Genomic DNA, 17797 nt, shown 5'->3' on the forward strand with positions numbered 1-17797 from the left:
CCGGCAGAGGCAGACGCCCCGGGCAAACCAGGACTCCTGCCGGCGCCATGATTTCCCCTGTAGCCCTGGCCAGCCTTCCTCCTGCGCCGGGGCTTTTTTCTCAGCGCATCCCCCAGCCGTGGCTGACCAGCACCGACTGCCCGGTGAGCGCTGCCGAGGGGAAGCTGGCGAGAAACAGCACCGTCTGCGCCACGTCCTCCACCGTGGTGAATTCGCCGTCCACCGTGCCGCCCAGCATCACCTGCTTCACCACCGCCTCCTCGCTGATGCCCAGCTCCTTCGCCTGTTCGGGAATCTGCTTCTCCACCAGCGGCGTGCGCACAAAGCCGGGACACACCACGTGGGAGCGCACGCCGTGCGGGCCGCCTTCCTTCGCCAGGGTGCGCGCCAGCCCCAGCAGGCCGTGCTTGGCGGTGACATAGGCGGACTTGAGCGGCGACGCTTCGTGGGAGTGCACCGAGCCCATGTAGATCACCACGCCGCCGCGCCCCGCCGGGTACATATGGCGCAGCGCCGCGCGGGTGGTGAGGAAGGCGCCGTCGAGGTGGATGGCGAGCATCTTCTTCCAGTCGGCGAAGGCGAAGTCCTGCAGCGGATTGACGATCTGGATGCCAGCGTTGGAGACCAGAATGTCGAGGCTGCCAAACGCCGCAACGACCTCATCGATGCCACGGTCCACGGCCTGCTCGTCGGTCACGTCCATGGCCACCGCCAGGGCCTTGCCGCCGGCGGCTTCGATCTCGACCGCCACGCGCTGGGCGGCGTCCTGCTGCAGGTCGGCGATGGCCACCGCCGCGCCGGCCTGCGCCAGGGTCAGGGCGATCTGCTTGCCGATGCCACTGGCCGCGCCGGTGACCACCGCGACCTTGCCGTTCAATGCATTCATCAGAGAGCTCCGGGGGAAGGTGGAACTCTCACTCTAGACGGCTCTAATCGCGCAGCAGCTGGATATCGCCGTCTCGGTGCTGACGGTACAACGTGTAGGGCAGCGTCAGGGTATCGGCCACTGCGGAAAGCCCCATGTCGAGAAACGCTACCGGTACGTTCATCGGGGCGACGCTGTACAAGGGACCGCCACGAGGATGGGCGTCACCGCTCATCACGCATAGGTTGTAGACCACTCCACCGTATACTCGCGGGAGCGTGTTACCGCAGCCCGTTCCCCTGAGCTGCAAATCATCGACGCGAGCAACGTTGTCGGTGGAAAGCGTTCGGGACGATCCGCAACCGGCCAAACTTCCGGCAATCATCAACGCCATCGCCAAGCGGATCAGCATTGTCATTTCTCCCTGAGCCGAGAGCGGCTCAATCACGCCGCAGCTCGATACTGCCGTCGCGCTGCTGCCGATAGACGGTGTAGGGCAAGGCCAGGGTATCGACGACGCCCGACAACGCCATGTCCAGCACCGCCAGGACCGGCGGGCCGAATACCTGGTTGGCCGGTGTGGCGGGCGGCGTCTGGTTGGCATCCTGCGGCGGCTCGCCGTAAAGCTGGCAGGCATCCCACACGACCCCGCCATACACCCGCGGGATGGCGCCACAGTAGGTGCCCTTGAGGCGCAAGTCGCTCGCGTTCACCACCGCATCGCTACGCAGCGTGTGAAAGGACCCGCAACCGCCGAGCAACGCGGCGGCGAGCAGCAGCCAGGGACGGATCATCGGCATGTCGAAACTCCTTCTTCATAGCCCAAGCGGCTTACCAACCCTTGAGCTGGTCCCAGCGCCAGTTGCGGTACTGGTAGATCAGTGTACCCAGCAAGCCGTAGGCCGCCGCCATGGCGAAGAGGATGAGGATGCGGTCAGCCACGGCTGAAAGCGGCAGGTTCATCTGGTTCATCTCCACCACCGCGCGGATCGCCCAGGTGGACGGGATCGCGTCCGCCAGCAATTGCACCCAGTGCGGCATGGCCTGGGGCGGCCAGGTGAAGCCGGCCATGTAGAACAGCGGCAGGGTGATGAAGGTCATGGTCAGGTAGACCGCTTCCTCGGAGGGCAGCAGCTCGGCGATGAACTCGCTCATGGCGATCACCGCCAGCAGGAACGGCAGCACCAGGCCCATCAGCATGAAGAACGAGGCCGTCTGCCGGTACCCCATCATCCACGGCCAGATGACGTAGAAGAGCATCGCCAGCACCGTCCAGATCAACAGCTGCGCGGCGTAGCGACCGAAGCGCGTGGAGGTGGGCTGGCGCAGCGAGCGGGGGGTGCCGCCGCGCAGGTTGAGGTTCACCCGCGTGCAGGAGAGCAGCAGGCTGTGCTGCAGGATCAGCGTTACCAGGCCGGGCAGGACGATGGCGGCGAAGCTGGTGCCGGGGTTGAACAGGTCGGTGAGCTGGCCGACGGCCGGTTGCAGCAGGACGTCCGCCTGCACCTCGGAGAAGCCGCCGCGCATGAGCTTCTCGCGGTTGTAGCGCAGCGACAGCTCGCTGTAGGTGGCGCTGATGTCCTGCTGGATCTGCCCGTTGGCCATGCGGTTGGTGGCGTCGCCGAAGATCGGCACGGTCACCGCCTCGCCGCGCAGCACGCGCTTCTCGAAGTCCAACGGAATCACCACGATGGCGAACAGCTTGCGCCAGGCCAGGTCATGCTGGGCCTCGGGCAACTGGTCGTAGCCCAGGGTGGCGATCTTCGGTGTGGCGTCCAGCAGGCGCACCAGCTCGCGGGACACGCCGCTGTGGTCCATGTCGATCACCGCCACCGGCAGGTCGTCCATGGTGCGGTGGGCGTAGGGCAAGGTGGTCAGCGACACGGACAGCACCATCAGCAGCCACAGCGGCTTGCCGAGCATGCCGCTCAGGGATTCGCGAAAGACCTTGTAGAAGTTCTCCATGGCAGTTCCTTACGCCGGGCTCAGGTCAAGGCGCCGGCGCAGGCGCATCTTGGCGATCATGTAGGCGATCAGCGGGTAGAGCAGCAGTTTGCAGCAGGTGTACAGGCCGGATTCGGCCGGGGCCTTGCGCAGGAACTGGTCGAACAGGCCGTGCAGCGTGTGGGTCAGCGGCTCGGCCAGGGAGATGAAGCGGGCGATCGGCGGCATCGCCAGTTCCGGCAGCAGCACCCCCGAGTAGGTCTGCGCCACGCCGATCAGCAGGCCGATCAGCGAATAGGCGCTGAAGCGGTTGGCGGTGAAGATGAACAGCATCAGCCCGACGCTCTGCGCCGCGGCCACATAGCAGACGGTGATCGCCAGCATCCACCACGGGTTGCCGTTGATCCGCGCACCGTTGAGCTCGACCAGCAGGAACAACTCCACCATCAGCAAGGCGCTGAACAGCAGCGTGTAGGGCGCCAGCTTGCCCAAAAGGCGCGCGCCGAGCGCCTGGGCGCGCAGGATGTGCGGCGAGGAGGCGCGCAGCTCGGGCGCCTCGCGCGCCAGCACGTGCACCGTGGCGACGATGACGAACAATTGCAGCAAATGGACGATGGCGGCGAACTGCTGGAAGTAGATGTAGTTGCCGCTGGCGTTGAACAGGCTTTCGTAGGACACGCTGATGCTGGCGAGCGCCGGCATGGGGCGGTCCATGCCGGCGGCCAGGTGCGGGCGCAGGTCGGCATTGACCGAACTCATCAGGCCACTGAAGTCCTGGGTCGAGTAGAAGCCGGCGGAATAGAACAGCGAGTTGTAGTACAGCTCGGCGACCGGCTGGCGTCCGGACAGCGCGTCCGCCTCGAAGTCGCGGGGGATGTAGAGCAGCGCGTAGTCGTCGGCCATGCGCAGGCGGCGCAGGCCTTCCTGCAGGCCGCCGCCCAGCACCTCGACCTTGGCGTGGGAGCCGGCGTCCAGTTCGCGCACGATGCGCCGCGACAGGCTACTGTGATCCGCGTCGACCACCGCCACCGGCATGTCCAGCAAGGTGCCCGCCTGGTACACGCCGCTGATCACCACGAACAGCAGCAACGGCCAGAGCCAGCCGAGCCAGTGAATGGTCCAGCTGCGCAGGGCGACCCGCGTTTCGCTGCCGAAGGCCTGGGCGAAACGCAGCAGGTTGCGCCTTACTGCTTCCACTGCCACAGCGCACTCATGCCGGGGCGCAGGCCCGCTACCGGCTGGTCCGGATACAGGCGCACCTCAAAGGTCTTCAGGTCGAAATCACCGGTGGCGCGGGTGGCGCGCTTGGTGGCGAAATCACCGAGCGGTGCGATGTAGCTGACCTTGGCCTTCACCTCGATGCCCTTGAGCGCGGGCACCTGGATGGCCACTTCATCGCCCTTCTTCACGTCGGCGAGGATGTCCTCCCGCAGGTTGAACACGAAGTAGGCGTCGGACAGCCGCACCAGCGTCAGCAAGGGACTGTAGGCGTTGACCAGCTCGCCCTGCTCCGCCGGGATCGGCCCGACCTCGCCATCCACCGGCGCCACCACGTTGAGGTCGTCGGTCTGCGCCTGCAGTTCGAGGATCTGCGCATCGGCCCGGCGCACCGCCGCTTCCAGGGCGCGGCGACGCTCCTCGCGGTCGCCCTGGGTGCCTTCGTCGAGATTGGCCTGGGCTTCGGCGACACGGTTGCGCGCCACGTCGCGGCCCCGGCGGGAGAGGTCCAGCTGAGCCTGGGAGACGAAGCCGCGGCCGGCCAGCTCCTCGTTGCGCTGGTACTCCAGCTCGGCGTTGCGCAGTTCGGCCTGGGCCTGGGACAGGCTGGCCTGCAGGGCTCGCAGGGTTTCCTCGCGGGTGCCGTGCAGGGACTCGTCGAGGTTGGCCTGCACCTGGTTGCGCGCGGCGCGCAGGGAATCCAGCTGGGCTTGCAGTTCCGGGCTGCTGAGGGAAATCAGCAGCTGCCCCTGCTTCACATCGTCGCCACGCCGCACGTGCAGCAGTTCGACCCGGCCCTTGGCCTTGGACGCGACGATGACGTTGGTGGCGTCCGCTTCACCCTGGAGCAGCAGCGGCTGGGTGTGCAGGCGCAGATAGAGGGTAATGGCGATGATCACCAGAATCAGCAGGGGGGCAAACAGTTTCCATCCCTTCATGGAGCGCTCTTCTCAGCTGGCGGATGCACCGATGGTAGTGCATCCGCCACCGGAGCGGCGGTCGCGGATCAATGAGGATGGGCGATCAGCGCTCGTCATCGCTGATCAGCTCGCGTTCGCCGCTGCGTTGCGGCGAACTCGGCGAGGGGAAGCGCGAGGAGGCATAGCGCACCACCAGGATCGCCAGCGCCAGCAGCAACAGCGCCACCGAGACCAGGATGATGCCGTCGTCGGGCACGTGGTTGTGCTGGATGTCGGCGATCATCAGGCGGGTCAGCGCGGTCATCGCCACGTAGATCAGGAAGCGCACCGGCATGTGGTTGGTCTTGAAGTAGATGCCGACCATCGCTCCCAGCTCGAGGTAGATGAACAGCAGCAGGATGTCGTCGATGCTCGCATGGCCCTTGCCGACCATCTCGCCGAACGCCACCGCCGCCGACCAGAACACCGTGCCGCCGATGGCGAACAGGGCCAGATAATGGAAGCCCTCCACCAGCAGGTTGCCCAGGGATTCGGCACAGCCGTGCATCCGCTCGCTCAGGCGCTCGGCCCAGTTCTGTTTCATTCGTCGGTTCTCCCCATCACAAATCAGCATCACAAGGCTTGGTTGGCGTGAAGCCTGCAAGTGCTACGCCATTGATCTTGCGCAGTCATCCCACAGACAGGCTGCGACAAGATGACTGCAACTTTTTCCGCGGCCCCCGAGTCCATCCAGAGGCACGCCACAGAACAGGCAGGAACGAGTGATGGAAAGCCCCTTTCAAAAACTGACCGACGCCTTCCAGGAACAGTACCGCGTCAACTTCAGCCTTGAACGGCCTGACGGCAGTATCGTCCTTACCCTCTCCACCGACGCCGGCGTGGCCGCGCGCCGCCTGATCCGCAACACCCAGCTGCAGGATCCGGAACAGCTGCAGCGCTTCATCCAGAGCATCCGCTTCGGCATCGCCATCGAGCAAGGCGGCACCGCGCCGCAGCTGCTGGCTGCCATGACCCGGGGTGAAAGCGGCCTGCCGATCGCGTCCTGACGCCGTAGGCTGCAAGTTTTCCTTCCTTCAGAGCCATCTGACTGACGATTCCTTGCGCCAGTCACGCGGCCCTGCCGCGCGCGCCAACAGGGCGCGCGCACTGCTTTGGCCCGCCGCCCATAGTGGCGATCTACAGGCACCGCCTTCTCCAGCGTCTACGCTGCTGGCAACGAACCGCACAGCAGCAGTAGCATTGCGCGATCACTTTACTGTATAAATAACCAGTAATTTCGAACTCCCCCCTATCAAGAGAAGGCACAGAGGTGATGAATGGCCGTCGAAGTGGTGTACCGCAGCAGCCGCGATCCGGAGCGCCTGTTCATGGATAAGGCAGAAGCCGACCGGCACGACAAGATGCTGGAGCTGGCGGAAACGCTGGCCGACGTGCTGCAGAAGGCGGTGCCTTCGCTCAAGGAGGACCAGGTCGAGGAGATCGGCATCTTCATGGCCAGGAACCGCGATGCCTTCGCGCGGGCCTTCAAGAACCAGCCCGATGCGTTGAGTGAGCTTTTCAGCGAGGCGGCGGCTGAGGGATAAAGCCGCGGCGGCGTCGATGATTTCAAGCAAGAGCGGGTAGCGGCTTCCTGTTTGGCATCCAAGCGCCGCGTCTGCGTGCGCTCGAGCTTCTTGTTTCGCCCCCTCGGGCGACCTTCTTTGGCAAACGCCCCAAAGAAGGCAAAGGTCTTGCCCCGACATCCGGTTTTTCGCTCAGGCGAAAAATTCCCTCGCTCCATCGAAGTTTCAGGGGCACGCTGCGAAGGGCCATCCCTGGCCCATCGCAGCTCTCGCGACATCCATGTCGCTCACCCCCTGAAACTCCGATTCCACTCGGCCTCCTGCACGGGGCATTTGGAGTGCATTGCCATTTCACTGGAACCCTCAAAAGCCAATGCCGAAGCTAAAAGCGATGCGGCGTGCTTTTCGTAGGAGCGGACCTTGTCCGCGAAGTCCCACACGGCGGAATGGGCGATCAGCAGGTGACACCGACCTGCACTGCCCATCTGTAGGAACGCGCCATGCGCGTGAACGCGGGCATGGCCCGCTCCTACAAGGAAGTGCGGCGCTGGGCGGTTCGCGAGCAAGCTCGCTCCTACACGGGGAGCCGACGTGTCCCTCGTAGGAGCGGACCTTGTCCGCGAAATCCCGCGCGGCGGAATGGGCGATCACCAGGTGACACCAATCTGCACTGCCCATCTGCAGGAACGCGCCATGCGCGTGATCGCGGGCGTGGCCCGCTCCTACACGGTGCGACAGCCTCAATGCCCCGAATATTCCCCATAGAGAATCCGCTCGGCCAACTTGTCGGCGACGCGTGCCGGCGACAGGTGATCGGCCTGGGCGTGGGCATAGACCTCGGTCAGCCGCTCGGCGATGCGCGAGAGGTGGGCGGTAATGGTCGGCAATGGCTCGCCCTGGTGTTGCAGGGCGACGTAGATCAACCCGCCGGAGTTGATCACATAATCCGGCGCATAGAGGATGCCCCTGGCCTCCAGTTCATCGGCCACGTCCGCGTGGGCGAGCTGGTTGTTGGCCGCGCCCGCCACGGCCGCGCAGCGCAGGTGGCCCACCACCTGCGAGGTCAGCACGCCGCCCAGCCCACACGGCGCGAGGATGTCGCACGGGGTGGTGAGCAGCGCCTCGTTGGGCACCGGGCGGGCGCCCAGTTGTTCCACGGCCAGTTGTACCTTGCCGGCATCGATATCGCTCACCAGCAACTCCGCCCCGGCGGCCGACAGGTGCTCGGCCAGCGCATAGCCCACATGACCCAGGCCCTGGATCGCCACGCGCAGGCCGTCGAGGTCGTCGCTGCCCAGGCGCGCCTGGGCGCTGGCACGAATGCCGGCGAATACGCCCAGCGCGGTGTGGGGCGACGGATCGCCGCCCGCGCTGGTGCTGGTGACATGCCGGGTGAACTGGGCGATGCAGTCCATGTCGGCGCTGGACGTGCCGCTGTCCACCGCGGTGATGTAGGCGCCGCCCAGCGAGTCGATCATGCGGCCGAAGGCTTCGAACAGCTCGCCCCGGTTGTTGACATGGGGCGCGCGCAGGATCACCGCCTTGCCGCCGCCCTGGCGCAGGCCGGCCAGCGCGGCCTTGTAGCTCATGCCCTGGGCCAGGCGCGCGGCGTCGCGCAGGGCCGCGTCGTGGCTGGGATACGGCAGATAGCGGCAGCCCCCCAGTGCCGGCCCGAGCCGGGAATTGTGGATGGCGATGATGGCCTTGAGTCCCGTGGCCGGGTCCTGGGCGAGATGCAGCGACTCGAGCCGGGTGGCTTCCATCATGTCGAACATGGCGGCGCTCCCTTGCTGGGATGGGTCGTCGGTCGGCGAACCGACCTCCACAGTATAGGCAGCGCCTGTCATGCCATGTTCACAGGCGACGACCGCGTCACTGGACGCGGAGCCAGCGCAGCGGTTACAACCGCAGGGTCAGCCGGAGAACACCATGGACCCGCGTCAAGCCTGCCTTGCCTGTCTTGCCCAGGACCCGCCCGCCCTGTTCGAGGCGGCCCTGTGGATCGCCGCCGAGCACGAACCGCAGCTGCCGCCGGAACAGGCGCAGCGGCTGTTCGACTCGCTGGCGCACCAGGTGGCGGTCGCCCTGCCCTCGGGCACAGGCGACGCCGAGCGCGCCCAGGTCCTGCTGCGCCGCATGAGCGAGTTGGGTTTTGCCGAAGATGACCAGTACCCCTCGCGTCCGCGCGCCGCGCTCCTGCCGCAGGTGCTGCAGTGGCGCCATGGGCAACCGCTGTCGCTGGCGCTGATCGCCCTGGAGCTGGCACGGCGCAACGACATCACCCTGGTCGGGGTGAACTTCCCGGGTCGTTTCCTGCTGCGTGTGCCCAGCGCCAACCACCTGCTAGACCCCGCCACCGGCCGCCGCCTGTACACCCGCGATTGCCGTGACCTGCTGGCCCGCAGCCTGGGGCCCAACGCCGAGCTGACGGCGGCGCACCTCGCCACGGCCAGCGCCGCCGACATGCTCCAGCGCCTGTCACGCAACCTGCGGGAGCTGCACCTGGCCGCCGGGGAGCCGCTGGCGGCGCTCAAGGATGCCCAGCGTGTGCTGGAGCTGGGGCCGCCCAGCGCCAGCGATCACCTGGCCCGCGCCGAGCTGTACCACACCCTGGATTGCCCGCAGGCCGAACGCTACGACCTGGAGCGCGCCTTGCTGCTCAGTAACGACGCCGCCGAGCAACTGCGCCTGGCCCAGCGCCTGGGCAACATCAGCGTGCTGTCCAAGGCGCTGCACTGAGGCTTGCGCGTCAGACCTTCAGCAGGCCCAGTTCCTTCGCCCGGGCCACGGCCTGGGTGCGCCGCTCCACGCCGAGCTTGCCGTTGATCCGGCGCGCGTGGGTCTTCACCGTGTGCAGGGAGATGTAGAGCCGCTCGCCGATCTCCAGGTTCGAGCAGCCGCGGGCGATCAATTCCAGCACCGACAGTTCGCGCAGGCTCAGCAGGTTATGCGGGGCCATCTCGCCCGCGCTGGGGCGCAGGCCGAACAGGCCGGGCTGGCGGCGCTGGGTGTCGCGCAGGGTGGACAGCAGCCCGAAGCGCTGGGCGAGCATGACGCCTTCGTCCAGCGCACTGCGCGCTTCGTCCAGGCTGCCGCCGATGAAGTGGGCCTCGGCCAGCGCCAGCCAGACGTCGCAGGCCAGGGTGTTGCGGCCCTGGCGCAGCAGGTCCGGGAGCATCGCCAGGAGGCGTTGCAGGGCCGCCTCCACGTCGCCGTCGTAGAGCTCGGCCAGTGCCAGGTGGTGTTCGACCCGCAGGATCTGGTCCGGCGCCGCCGCCGGCGGGCTGAGGCGGTCGGTGCGGTAGCGCGAGGCCACGCGCTGGAGGATTTCCCGCGCCGGCGCCGCGCGCTGCTGCCGCAGGTGTAGCGCCGCGCTGGCGAGCAGCAGCGGCCCCCGGTAGATCGGCTCCGGCACGTGCTGCAGTTGCATCAGCCGTTCGACTTCCAGCAGGCGGCTGAAGGCGCCGTCGGTGTCGCCGTCCAGGGCGTCCAGCCAGGCCAGGCCGGTGAAGCCGTAGATCAGGCTCGGGTCGTGGCTGCGGCGGGTTTCGTTGAGCCCGGCGATGAACAGTTCGCGCGCCTCGTCGTCACGGCCCTGGCGCAGGCACAGCCAGCCACGCCGCAGGGCGACGCGGCCGGCCATGGCGTTGCAGGTGATGCGCATCTCGTCGAGGTAGTCCTGCACCCGCGCCAGCAGCGCGTCGGCGCGTTGCAGTTCGCCGCGCTGCTCCAGCCACTGGGCGCGGTCCAGTTCCAGCAATGCCTCGAAGGTGGTGCTGCCTTGCAGGCGCGCGCGACGCAGGGCTTCGCGGTTGATCAGCCGCGCCTCGGCGAGTCGCCCGTCGGCCTGGGCCTGCTGGGTCAGGGCGGACAGGCAGATCAGGGTCTGTGCCCAGGCATCCTCGGGCAGGTGCGCCAGCGCCTCGCGCAGTTGCTCGCGCGAACCGGGCAGGCCGCGGGCATGGGTGAGCATGCCGTTGAGTCCCTGCCACTGGGCGATCAGCGCGCGCTGGCGGTGCTCGCCGGGCATCGGCAGGAAGCGGTCGAAGCCGGCCAGCAAGGCTTCCACATCGTCCAGGCGGCCGACGAAGAGCAAGGTCCAGGCGTTGAGGATCAGCAGCCGCGGCGTGCTGCACAGCAATTCTTCGGGCAGCGCTTCGCGCAGTTGCAGCACGCGCTCGACGTTGCGGCCGTGCAGCAGCTGCTCCTCGGTCAGGCGTTGCAGCAGGCTGGCGGACACGTCCGGCTGCTCGGCGTAGAGGGAATGCTCGAACGCCGAGTGGATTTCCCCGCATTGGGTGAACCACTGGCAGGCACGCCGGTGCAGCGTCGCCGCCGGCCAGCGCGACAGGCTGGCCAGCGCCGCCGCGAGCATGGGCGCGACCTGGAACCAGTGCTGGGTGTTGTCCACCGGTTCGATCAGCACGCCCCAGGCCTGCAGGCCATCCAGCCCCAGGCCCGGTTCGTCGAACAGGTAGTCGCAGAGTTCGCGATTGAAACGGGCGATCTGCGCGAGGCCGCAGAGGGTCTCCGCCAGCTCCGCCGGCAGGCTGGCGAGCACTTCGCGCTGGAGATAATCCTGCAGCAGGCCGTTGCCGCTCTCGGCGATCTGCGTGGCGCAGGGCGCGACGGATTCGCTGCCCAGGCTGAGCAGGCGCAGACGCACACCGGCGAACCAGCCATGGGTGGCCTCCTGCAGCGTCTCGCGCTGGGCCTGGGGCCATTCCAGGCCGGCGGTCTGCAGGTAGGCGTTCATTTCGCACTGGGTCAGCGCGAGGCTGCCGGCCCCCAGCTCCAGCAGCTCGCCTTCGAGCAGCAGGCGGGTGAGGTTGCAGGCCGGGCGACGGCGGCTGGCGAGCCACCAGCCGATCTGCGGCGAGGCCACGGCGAGCAGGCGGTCAAAGCAATCGTCAAGGGCGGGATCGGGGGCGCGGGGGTAGTCGTCGAGCATCAGCCAGACCGGCTCGCTGGCACTTTCCAGCCAGGCGGCCAGGGCGGCTTCGCCGGCCCAGGGCACGCCCAGTGCTTCGCCCAGCCGCTCGCAGAATTGCTCGGGTGCCAGCGACCGGCCGCCCAGGCCGAGCCACACCACCCGGGTGCCGGCGGGCGCCAGGCGCGCGCACTCGCTCATCAGCACTGTCTTGCCACAACCGGGCGGTGCCACCAGCAGGCGCAGGCGGCATTCGGTGGCGCTCAGGCTGGCATGCAGCCGTTCGCGGGGCAGGTGCTGGCGTGGCAGGCGAGGCAGCGCCGCACCGTGCTGGGCAAGACTGTGCAGGGCGATTGTCGACATGGGCGTCTTCCGGCCATTTGCAGGCCAGACTATGCCGCTGGGCGGAGCGGGCAAAGGACCATCAGCCAGATTCATGGACGGGTATAGCGCAGGCGGCGCTCTGACCCGCGATAGAGGCTGCCCGGCCCTGCCGGCGGCAGAAAAAAGAAACCCGGCATCCACGCGGGATGCCGGGGCCAAGGAGCGGGTGTTACTTAACGAACGCCGGTGTTACGCAGCGCAGCCGGGGTGAAGTCGGCCATGCTGGCCTTCTGGCCGAACTGGTAGCCGCGCTTCTCCTCGTTGTTCAGGCCGAAGGTCACGTAGCGGCCGGCGAGGATGTCGTACAGCGATTCGGCGGCGTAGCCGGTGGCCAGTTCGCTGTAGAAGGTCATCGAATGGCCTTCGCCGACGCGCCACAGCTGGCCGCGACCGTCGTACAGCTCGGACACCGCGATCTGCCAGCTGTCCTCGTCGAGGTAGAAGTGGCGCTGGCCATAGATGTTGCGCTCGCCGGACTTCAGGGTGCCCACCACTTCCCACACACGGTGCAGTTCGTAACGGGTCAGGTCCTGGTTGATGTGGCCCGGTTTGACGATGTCGTCGTACTTGAGCTGCGGCGAGTTCAGGCGATAGCTGTTGTACGGGATGTACATCTCGCGCTTGCCCACCAGTTTCCAGTCGTAACGGTCCGGCGCGCCGGAGAACATGTCGTAGTTGTCCGAGGTGCGCATGCCGTCCGAGGCGGTGCCCGGACCGTCATAGGCGACCTGCGGGGCACGGCGCACGCGGCGCTGGCCGGCGTTGTAGATCCACGCCAGGCGCGGCTCCTTCACCTGGTCCAGGGTTTCGTGGACCAGCAGGACGTTGCCGGCCAGGCGCGCCGGCGCAGTTACCTGCTGCTTGAAGTAGGTGAGGATGTTGCTGGTCTTGCTGGCATCCTGGTCAGCCATGCTCTGCGGCACCGCGATCGATTCCTCGAAGCGGATCGGCGTGTAGCTGCCGTTGGTCTGCGGGACGACCTGCACCACCGTGCGCGAGATGTTGCCGCCGTGGTAGCGGGTCAGGTGGTTCCACAGCGCCTGCACGCCGTTCTTGGGCAGCGGGAAGGCGTAGTAGCGGCTCTTCTCGAAGTTCTCCAGGCCATTGCCGTCGTTGATCGGCTGGACGAATTCGGCGCTGCGCTTGATGGCGGCGTAGATGTCGTCGGGCAGCGCGAAGGTACGGTGGGTCTTGTACACCGGGATCTTGTAGCTGTCCGGGTAGCGCTTGAACATCGCCAGCTGGCCGGCGGACAGCTTGTCCTTGTACTGGTCGGCGTTCTGCGCGGTGATGGTGAACAGCGGCTTCTCGTCGGCGAACGGGTCGGAGAGGAAGCCCTTGGCGTCGAGCTTGCCGGCGGTGCGCGAGATGCCACCGGTCCACGCCGGGATGCTGCCGTCGGCGTTGCCTTCCTTCTGCGAGCCCATGGGCGTCAGGCTGGTGCCCAGCTTGGCCACTTCGTCGGCGGACACCGCCGCCATCACGCCGCAGGACAGCAGGCTCAGGGCCAGCGCGCCGCATTGGAGGATTCTTGTCGTTCTCATGTCGATTCCTTGAGCAGGCAGGTCAGAAGTTCACACCGAAGCTGAGCGAGACGAAGTCGCGGTCGACGATGGTGTTGTAATCGCCGCCGAAGAAGTTCGTGTAGTTCAGGCTCGCGGTGTAGGTGTTCTGGTAGTCCGCATCGATGCCGACGCTGGCGGCCTTGCTGCCTTCGTTGAAGACCGGGCCGTAGCCGTGCACGTCATGGGACCAGGCGAGGTTCGGCTTGAGGTTCACCCCGGCGAAGACGTTGTTGTAGTCCCAGATGGCGCGGGCGCGGTAACCCCAGGAGGACGAGGTGTAGAACCCGCCGCTGCCGTATTCGTTACGGGCGGTGGCGTTCTCCGGCACGCCGTACACCGAGTCGCGGCCGTAGCGCTCGCCGACTTCGTTGGTCATGCCGCCGACGTAGGTCACGCCGACTTCGCCCACCAGGGTGAGGCGGTCAGCGCCCATGGTCTGGTCGAAGAAGTGGGTGAAGGTGGTCTGCGCCTGGGTCACTTCCTTGCGGATGTAGCCGTGGTTGACGGCGTTGGCCTGGGCCAGCGCACCGCCCACGCCGCCACTGGCGAACCCGCCGGCCACGGTGGTGGCCAGCAGCGGGGTCAGGTCGGTGGTGTTGAGCTGCAGCGGCATGTTCGGCCGGTAGCTGATCTCGCCGTTCCACGCGGTGCCGGTGGGCAGGGTGGTGGAGAAGCTCAGGCCGTACAGGCGGATGTCCTCGGGGTATTCGAGGAAGTAGCTGCCGCGCCCCAGCAGGATCGGCTGGGCCAGCGCCGACACGCGCAGGGCATTGATGATGTCGGCTCGCCCGGCGTTCTGCATGCTCACGATGGGCGTGCGGCTGTGGTAGTTCATGGCGTAGGCGCCGTACTCCACATCGTCGCCCAGCCAGCGCAGGGCCAGGCCCCACTGGCCGGAGTCGCGCGCATCGCGGTCGGCGCCGCGCGGCACCATCAGGCCTTCCTGGTTGACGGTCACGCCCATAGAGTTGAGCAGCGAGTGGATACCCGGCGAGTTCAGCGTATTGAGCGTCGCCGGATCGAGGATGTTGTAGTTGGTCTTGCAACCGTCAGCAGCGACGTCGGTGGTGGAGAAGAAGGTGCCGCAGTTGTCGAGCACCGTCTGGTCCCATTCCAGCTGGTAGAAGCCCTCCACGGACAGCGCGTCGGTCACGCTCTGCGACAGGTAGACCATGTTCACCGGGATCAGGCCTTCCTTGATTTCCGAACCGGGACGGCGGAAGGCGGAGACGTCGATGGGGTTGATGGTGTTGATGCTGTTGCCGATGAAGGTGCTTTCACCCCAGCTCACCACCTGCTTGCCTACACGGACGGTGCCCGGCAGCTCGGCGATGGAATAGTTGTAGTACCCGAAGGCATCCAGCAGCTGGGCGCCGGAAGACTTGGCGCCTTCCTTGCGGCCGTCGTCGGAAATCTGTTTCCAGTCGGTGCTCTCGTCCTTCAGGCGGAAGTCGTACCAGTACTTGCCGCGGGTGAACACGCCGAAGTCCCCGTACTTCAGCTCCAGGTCGTGGATGCCCTTGAAGATCTTGGAGAAGGTGTCCCCCTTGCGGAAGTTCAGCCGGCCATCGTCGTTGGTCTGGGTCATGCCGTGGCCGCCATTGGCGGCGCCGATCAGATCCTGCTTCGGACTCTGGGTACTCCAGCTGGCCCCCACGGACAGGCTGGAATCGAACTGTCCTTCGATCTCCCCGATGTTGAAGTTGATTGCCTGAGCCTGGGTGGCGCATCCCAGGGCGACAGCAGTGGCGAGAAGTTGCGGTTGGAAGAATCCGCGCCTTGTTTTTGTTGTCATGCGGCTCTCCTGACGGTGTCTAGGTGGCCTTACCCTACTGAGCGACCCGACGGGGAGTAAGCGCTCCAAGGTGGTATTTGGCGTGTCGCCCGAAAGAGTGAATCCCCCCTCTGCCATGGGCTCTGGCGGGCGATATTGGTGCAAGCGATGACGAATCATCGAGACGATGGATAGTGCACCGGCATCCAGAGAACGATTACCACTACCGCAGCGGCGCGGTCTGGGGCATTCTTAGGTCCCTATGCATGCCATCGACCAACGCCCGACCGACAGTCACCTGACCGAGCAGACCCGCGAGGTGGTGCTGCGCTACCACCAGTGCTGGAAGCATCGCGACCTCGAAGCGGTGCTCGCGCTGTATCACCCGCAGGTGCAGTACAACGACTTCTTCCAGAACCGCACCCTGGGCTACGCCGACCTGCGCGACTACGTGCAGAGCACCATGCCCAGCCGCCCGGAAGAGTTCCTCGACCACATCGACCGCATCCGCGTGGACGGCGACACCGCCTTCATCCAGTACCGCATCGCGGTGACGCTGAGCGGGCGCCTGGCGACCTTCCATTCCAGCGAAGCGATCACCGTGCGCGACGGCCTGATCTGGCGCATCAACGAATACGCCTCGGTGGTGCGCGAAGGCAGCGAGAGCCGTCCGCAGTCCGTCGACCCGCGCCCGGCCACCAGCCGCCTGGGCCTCTCGCCGCGCCAGCTCAGCCAGCTGGCCAGCGACCTGGAGGACTACTTCGGGAAGAGCCAGCCCTACCTGGCGCCGGACCTGGACCTCACGCAGGTGGCCACCGCCACCGGCTACACGCGCAACCAGATCTCCTACCTGCTCAACCAGGTGATGGGGCTGAGCTTCTACCAGTACGTCAACCAGACGCGCCTGACCCACCTGCTCAGCCAGTTGCGCCCACCGCTGCCCTCGCGCATCGACGAGCTGGCTTTCTCCGCCGGCTTCAACTCGCTCTCGGCTTTCTATCGCTGCTTCCGCCAGCAGACCGGGCAGTCCCCTCGCGAGTACCTGAAGCGCCTGCGCGAGGAACAGCAGGAGGCCTGATGCGCCCCTGCCGGCGGGTACGCGAGCAATCCTCGCGTACCCGCGCGCACGACAGAACCCCGCGCCAAATCTAGGCTTGCCGACATTCCCCTTCTTCCTTTCGGAGTCGTCTATGTCGGCATGGCGTCATATCAGTCTGTGGATGAACCAGTTGGACGACGATCTCGTCCCGCGGCCGTCCCTGCAGGGCACCCTGGACGTCGATGTGGCCATCGCTGGCGCCGGTTACACCGGCCTGTGGACTGCCTACTACCTGAAGCTGCGCGCACCGCAGCTGAAGATCGCCATCGTCGAGGCCGAGATCGCCGGCTTCGGCGCCTCGGGCCGTAACGGCGGCTGGCTGATGGGCAACCTGCTCGGCGAGGACCGCCTGCTCGCCGGCCTGTCGCCCGAGCAACGCCGCGCGTCCTACGACCTGCTGCATGACATCCCCGACGAAGTGGCCCGCGTACTCGACCGCGAAGGCATCGACTGCGACTACCGCAAGGGCGGCGTGCTCTATACCGCCGCGCGCTACCCGGAGCAGGAAACCCGCCTGCGCGAGTACCTCACCCACCTGCACGCCGAAGGCCTGACCGAAGACGACTACCGCTGGCTGAGCAAGAGCGAGCTGGCCGAACAACTGCGCATCCCCAGCGCGCTCGGCGCCATCCACACCCCGCACTGCGCCACCATCGACCCGGCCAAGCTGGTCCGTGGCCTGGCCCGCGCGGTGGAACGCCAGGGCACGCCGATCTTCGAGAAGAGCCGCGTCACCCACTGGGCGCCCGGCCAACTGCGCACCGACCAGGGCGAGTTGAAGGCGCACTGGATCGTGCCCGCCATCGAAGGCTACGCCGCCGCCCTGCCACCGCTGGGTAATTACCAACTGCCGGTGCAGAGCCTGCTGGTGGCCACCGAGCCGCTGCCCGACTCGGTGTGGGCGGAAATCGGCCTCGACAAGGGCCAGGCCTTCAGCGAGTTCAGCCGCCAGGTCACCTACGGCCAGCGCACCCCGGACAACCGCTTGGCCTTCGGCGCCCGCGGCGGCTACCGCTTCGGCGGCAAGCTGCGCAACGACTTCAGCCTGACCGACGATGAGGTCGGCCTGCGCCGCTACCTGTTCAGCGAACTGTTCCCGCAATTGAAGGATGTGCGCATCACCCACACCTGGGGCGGCAACCTGGGCATGTCGCGGCGCTTCCACCCGCACATGCTGATCGACCGCCGCAACGGCATCGCCCTCTCCGGCGGCTACGGCGGCGAAGGCGTCGGCGCCACCAACCTGGGCGGCCGCACGCTGGCCGATCTGATCCTCGGCCAGGACAGCGCCCTCACCCGCCAGCCCTGGGTCATCCACGACCGCAGCGTGCAGGACGGCCTGAGCGGCTGGGAGCCGGAACCCTGCCGCTGGCTGGGCTACAACGCCATCATCCGCAGCTTCGTGCACGAGGACGAGGTGCTGGCCAACCCCCACAGCGCGCCCTGGCGCCGCCGCCTGGCGGAGAAAGTCGCCGCCAGCATGGAAAACCTGATGACCTGGAAGGTCGGCTGAAACGCCGCCCATTCTAAGAACAA

At 66.9% G+C, this 17797-nt stretch carries 16 protein-coding genes; 5 read left to right on the forward strand and 11 right to left on the reverse strand.

All coding sequences use genetic code 11. The features are described from left to right. Positions 1-100 precede the first annotated feature (100 nt). From N0B71_RS02670 to N0B71_RS02700, 7 genes are all read right to left on the reverse strand, one after another. A complete protein-coding gene (locus N0B71_RS02670) occupies positions 101-886 on the reverse strand; it encodes a 3-hydroxybutyrate dehydrogenase (protein WP_259757142.1) in 786 nt (261 codons plus the stop codon). 43 nt (positions 887-929) lie between these two features. Next, a complete protein-coding gene (locus N0B71_RS02675) occupies positions 930-1277 on the reverse strand; it encodes a YceK/YidQ family lipoprotein (protein WP_259757144.1) in 348 nt (115 codons plus the stop codon). Between the two features lie 28 nt (positions 1278-1305). Further along, positions 1306-1665: a YceK/YidQ family lipoprotein gene (locus N0B71_RS02680; RefSeq protein WP_259757146.1), complete on the reverse strand. Its 360-nt coding sequence runs from the start codon at positions 1663-1665 to the stop codon at positions 1306-1308. A 31-nt stretch (positions 1666-1696) separates the two neighbouring features. Continuing rightward, positions 1697-2830 carry an ABC transporter permease gene (locus N0B71_RS02685; RefSeq protein WP_259757148.1) on the reverse strand — a complete coding sequence of 378 codons (1134 nt, stop codon included), beginning with the start codon at positions 2828-2830 and terminating at the stop codon, positions 1697-1699. 9 nt (positions 2831-2839) lie between these two features. Then, positions 2840-4012, reverse strand: a complete 1173-nt coding sequence (locus tag N0B71_RS02690; RefSeq protein ID WP_259757150.1) for an ABC transporter permease — start codon at positions 4010-4012, stop codon at positions 2840-2842. After that, positions 3994-4965 (reverse strand): HlyD family secretion protein, encoded by a 972-nt coding sequence (locus tag N0B71_RS02695; RefSeq protein WP_259757151.1) that lies wholly within the window; start codon positions 4963-4965, stop codon positions 3994-3996. The genes N0B71_RS02690 and N0B71_RS02695 overlap by 19 nt, the downstream gene beginning before the upstream one ends. 85 nt (positions 4966-5050) lie before the next feature. Beyond that, positions 5051-5530 (reverse strand): phosphate-starvation-inducible protein PsiE, encoded by a 480-nt coding sequence (locus N0B71_RS02700; protein ID WP_259757153.1) that lies wholly within the window; start codon positions 5528-5530, stop codon positions 5051-5053. A gap of 181 nt (positions 5531-5711) precedes the next feature. Between N0B71_RS02700 and N0B71_RS02705 the strand changes: the two genes are divergently transcribed. Next, positions 5712-5993 (forward strand): DUF3509 domain-containing protein, encoded by a 282-nt coding sequence (locus tag N0B71_RS02705; RefSeq protein WP_259757155.1) that lies wholly within the window; start codon positions 5712-5714, stop codon positions 5991-5993. A gap of 270 nt (positions 5994-6263) precedes the next feature. Then, a complete protein-coding gene (locus N0B71_RS02710; protein ID WP_259757158.1) occupies positions 6264-6530 on the forward strand; it encodes a YebG family protein in 267 nt (88 codons plus the stop codon). A gap of 719 nt (positions 6531-7249) precedes the next feature. Here the strand turns inward: N0B71_RS02710 and N0B71_RS02715 are convergent. Next, on the reverse strand, positions 7250-8284 hold the full coding sequence (locus N0B71_RS02715) for a Glu/Leu/Phe/Val dehydrogenase family protein (RefSeq protein ID WP_259757160.1): 1035 nt from the start codon (positions 8282-8284) through the stop codon (positions 7250-7252). Between the two features lie 154 nt (positions 8285-8438). Here N0B71_RS02715 and N0B71_RS02720 point away from each other — a divergent pair, with 154 nt between their 5' ends. Beyond that, positions 8439-9248, forward strand: a complete 810-nt coding sequence (locus tag N0B71_RS02720; protein ID WP_259757161.1) for a SirB1 family protein — start codon at positions 8439-8441, stop codon at positions 9246-9248. A gap of 10 nt (positions 9249-9258) precedes the next feature. Here N0B71_RS02720 and N0B71_RS02725 read toward each other — a convergent pair whose 3' ends face one another. From N0B71_RS02725 to N0B71_RS02735, 3 genes are all read right to left on the reverse strand, one after another. Next, the gene (locus N0B71_RS02725; RefSeq protein WP_259757165.1) at positions 9259-11802 is read right to left on the reverse strand and encodes a LuxR C-terminal-related transcriptional regulator; all 2544 of its coding nucleotides are present in this window, start codon (positions 11800-11802) and stop codon (positions 9259-9261) included. 194 nt (positions 11803-11996) lie between these two features. Then, entirely contained in the window at positions 11997-13367 is a 1371-nt protein-coding gene (locus N0B71_RS02730; RefSeq protein ID WP_259757167.1) for a DUF1329 domain-containing protein, read from the reverse strand. Between the two features lie 22 nt (positions 13368-13389). Beyond that, positions 13390-15183, reverse strand: a complete 1794-nt coding sequence (locus N0B71_RS02735; protein ID WP_259757169.1) for a DUF1302 domain-containing protein — start codon at positions 15181-15183, stop codon at positions 13390-13392. A gap of 304 nt (positions 15184-15487) precedes the next feature. Between N0B71_RS02735 and N0B71_RS02740 the strand changes: the two genes are divergently transcribed. Together N0B71_RS02740 and N0B71_RS02745 are read left to right on the forward strand one after the other, a co-directional pair. Then, the gene (locus tag N0B71_RS02740) at positions 15488-16240 is read left to right on the forward strand and encodes an AraC family transcriptional regulator (protein WP_416786118.1); all 753 of its coding nucleotides are present in this window, start codon (positions 15488-15490) and stop codon (positions 16238-16240) included. 112 nt (positions 16241-16352) lie between these two features. Beyond that, entirely contained in the window at positions 16353-17774 is a 1422-nt protein-coding gene (locus tag N0B71_RS02745) for an NAD(P)/FAD-dependent oxidoreductase (RefSeq protein WP_259757172.1), read from the forward strand. The last annotated feature ends 23 nt before the right edge of the window (positions 17775-17797 follow it).

Origin of the sequence: Pseudomonas sp. GCEP-101 (assembly GCF_025133575.1) — a bacterium.
Classification (GTDB): domain Bacteria; phylum Pseudomonadota; class Gammaproteobacteria; order Pseudomonadales; family Pseudomonadaceae; genus Pseudomonas; species Pseudomonas nitroreducens_B.

Excerpts from the sequence above, each read along its gene's own strand:
- N0B71_RS02670 (WP_259757142.1), bottom strand. The coding sequence starts at position 886 with ATGAATGCATTGAACGGCAAGGTCGCGGTGGTCACCGGCGCGGCCAGT.
- N0B71_RS02675 (WP_259757144.1), bottom strand. The coding sequence starts at position 1,277 with ATGCTGATCCGCTTGGCGATGGCGTTGATGATTGCCGGAAGTTTGGCC.
- N0B71_RS02680 (WP_259757146.1), bottom strand. The coding sequence starts at position 1,665 with ATGCCGATGATCCGTCCCTGGCTGCTGCTCGCCGCCGCGTTGCTCGGC.
- N0B71_RS02685 (WP_259757148.1), bottom strand. The coding sequence starts at position 2,830 with ATGGAGAACTTCTACAAGGTCTTTCGCGAATCCCTGAGCGGCATGCTC.
- N0B71_RS02695 (WP_259757151.1), bottom strand. The coding sequence starts at position 4,965 with ATGAAGGGATGGAAACTGTTTGCCCCCCTGCTGATTCTGGTGATCATC.
- N0B71_RS02700 (WP_259757153.1), bottom strand. The coding sequence starts at position 5,530 with ATGAAACAGAACTGGGCCGAGCGCCTGAGCGAGCGGATGCACGGCTGT.
- N0B71_RS02705 (WP_259757155.1), top strand. The coding sequence starts at position 5,712 with ATGGAAAGCCCCTTTCAAAAACTGACCGACGCCTTCCAGGAACAGTAC.
- N0B71_RS02710 (WP_259757158.1), top strand. The coding sequence starts at position 6,264 with ATGGCCGTCGAAGTGGTGTACCGCAGCAGCCGCGATCCGGAGCGCCTG.
- N0B71_RS02715 (WP_259757160.1), bottom strand. The coding sequence starts at position 8,284 with ATGTTCGACATGATGGAAGCCACCCGGCTCGAGTCGCTGCATCTCGCC.
- N0B71_RS02720 (WP_259757161.1), top strand. The coding sequence starts at position 8,439 with ATGGACCCGCGTCAAGCCTGCCTTGCCTGTCTTGCCCAGGACCCGCCC.
- N0B71_RS02725 (WP_259757165.1), bottom strand. The coding sequence starts at position 11,802 with ATGTCGACAATCGCCCTGCACAGTCTTGCCCAGCACGGTGCGGCGCTG.
- N0B71_RS02730 (WP_259757167.1), bottom strand. The coding sequence starts at position 13,367 with ATGAGAACGACAAGAATCCTCCAATGCGGCGCGCTGGCCCTGAGCCTG.
- N0B71_RS02735 (WP_259757169.1), bottom strand. The coding sequence starts at position 15,183 with ATGACAACAAAAACAAGGCGCGGATTCTTCCAACCGCAACTTCTCGCC.
- N0B71_RS02745 (WP_259757172.1), top strand. The coding sequence starts at position 16,353 with ATGTCGGCATGGCGTCATATCAGTCTGTGGATGAACCAGTTGGACGAC.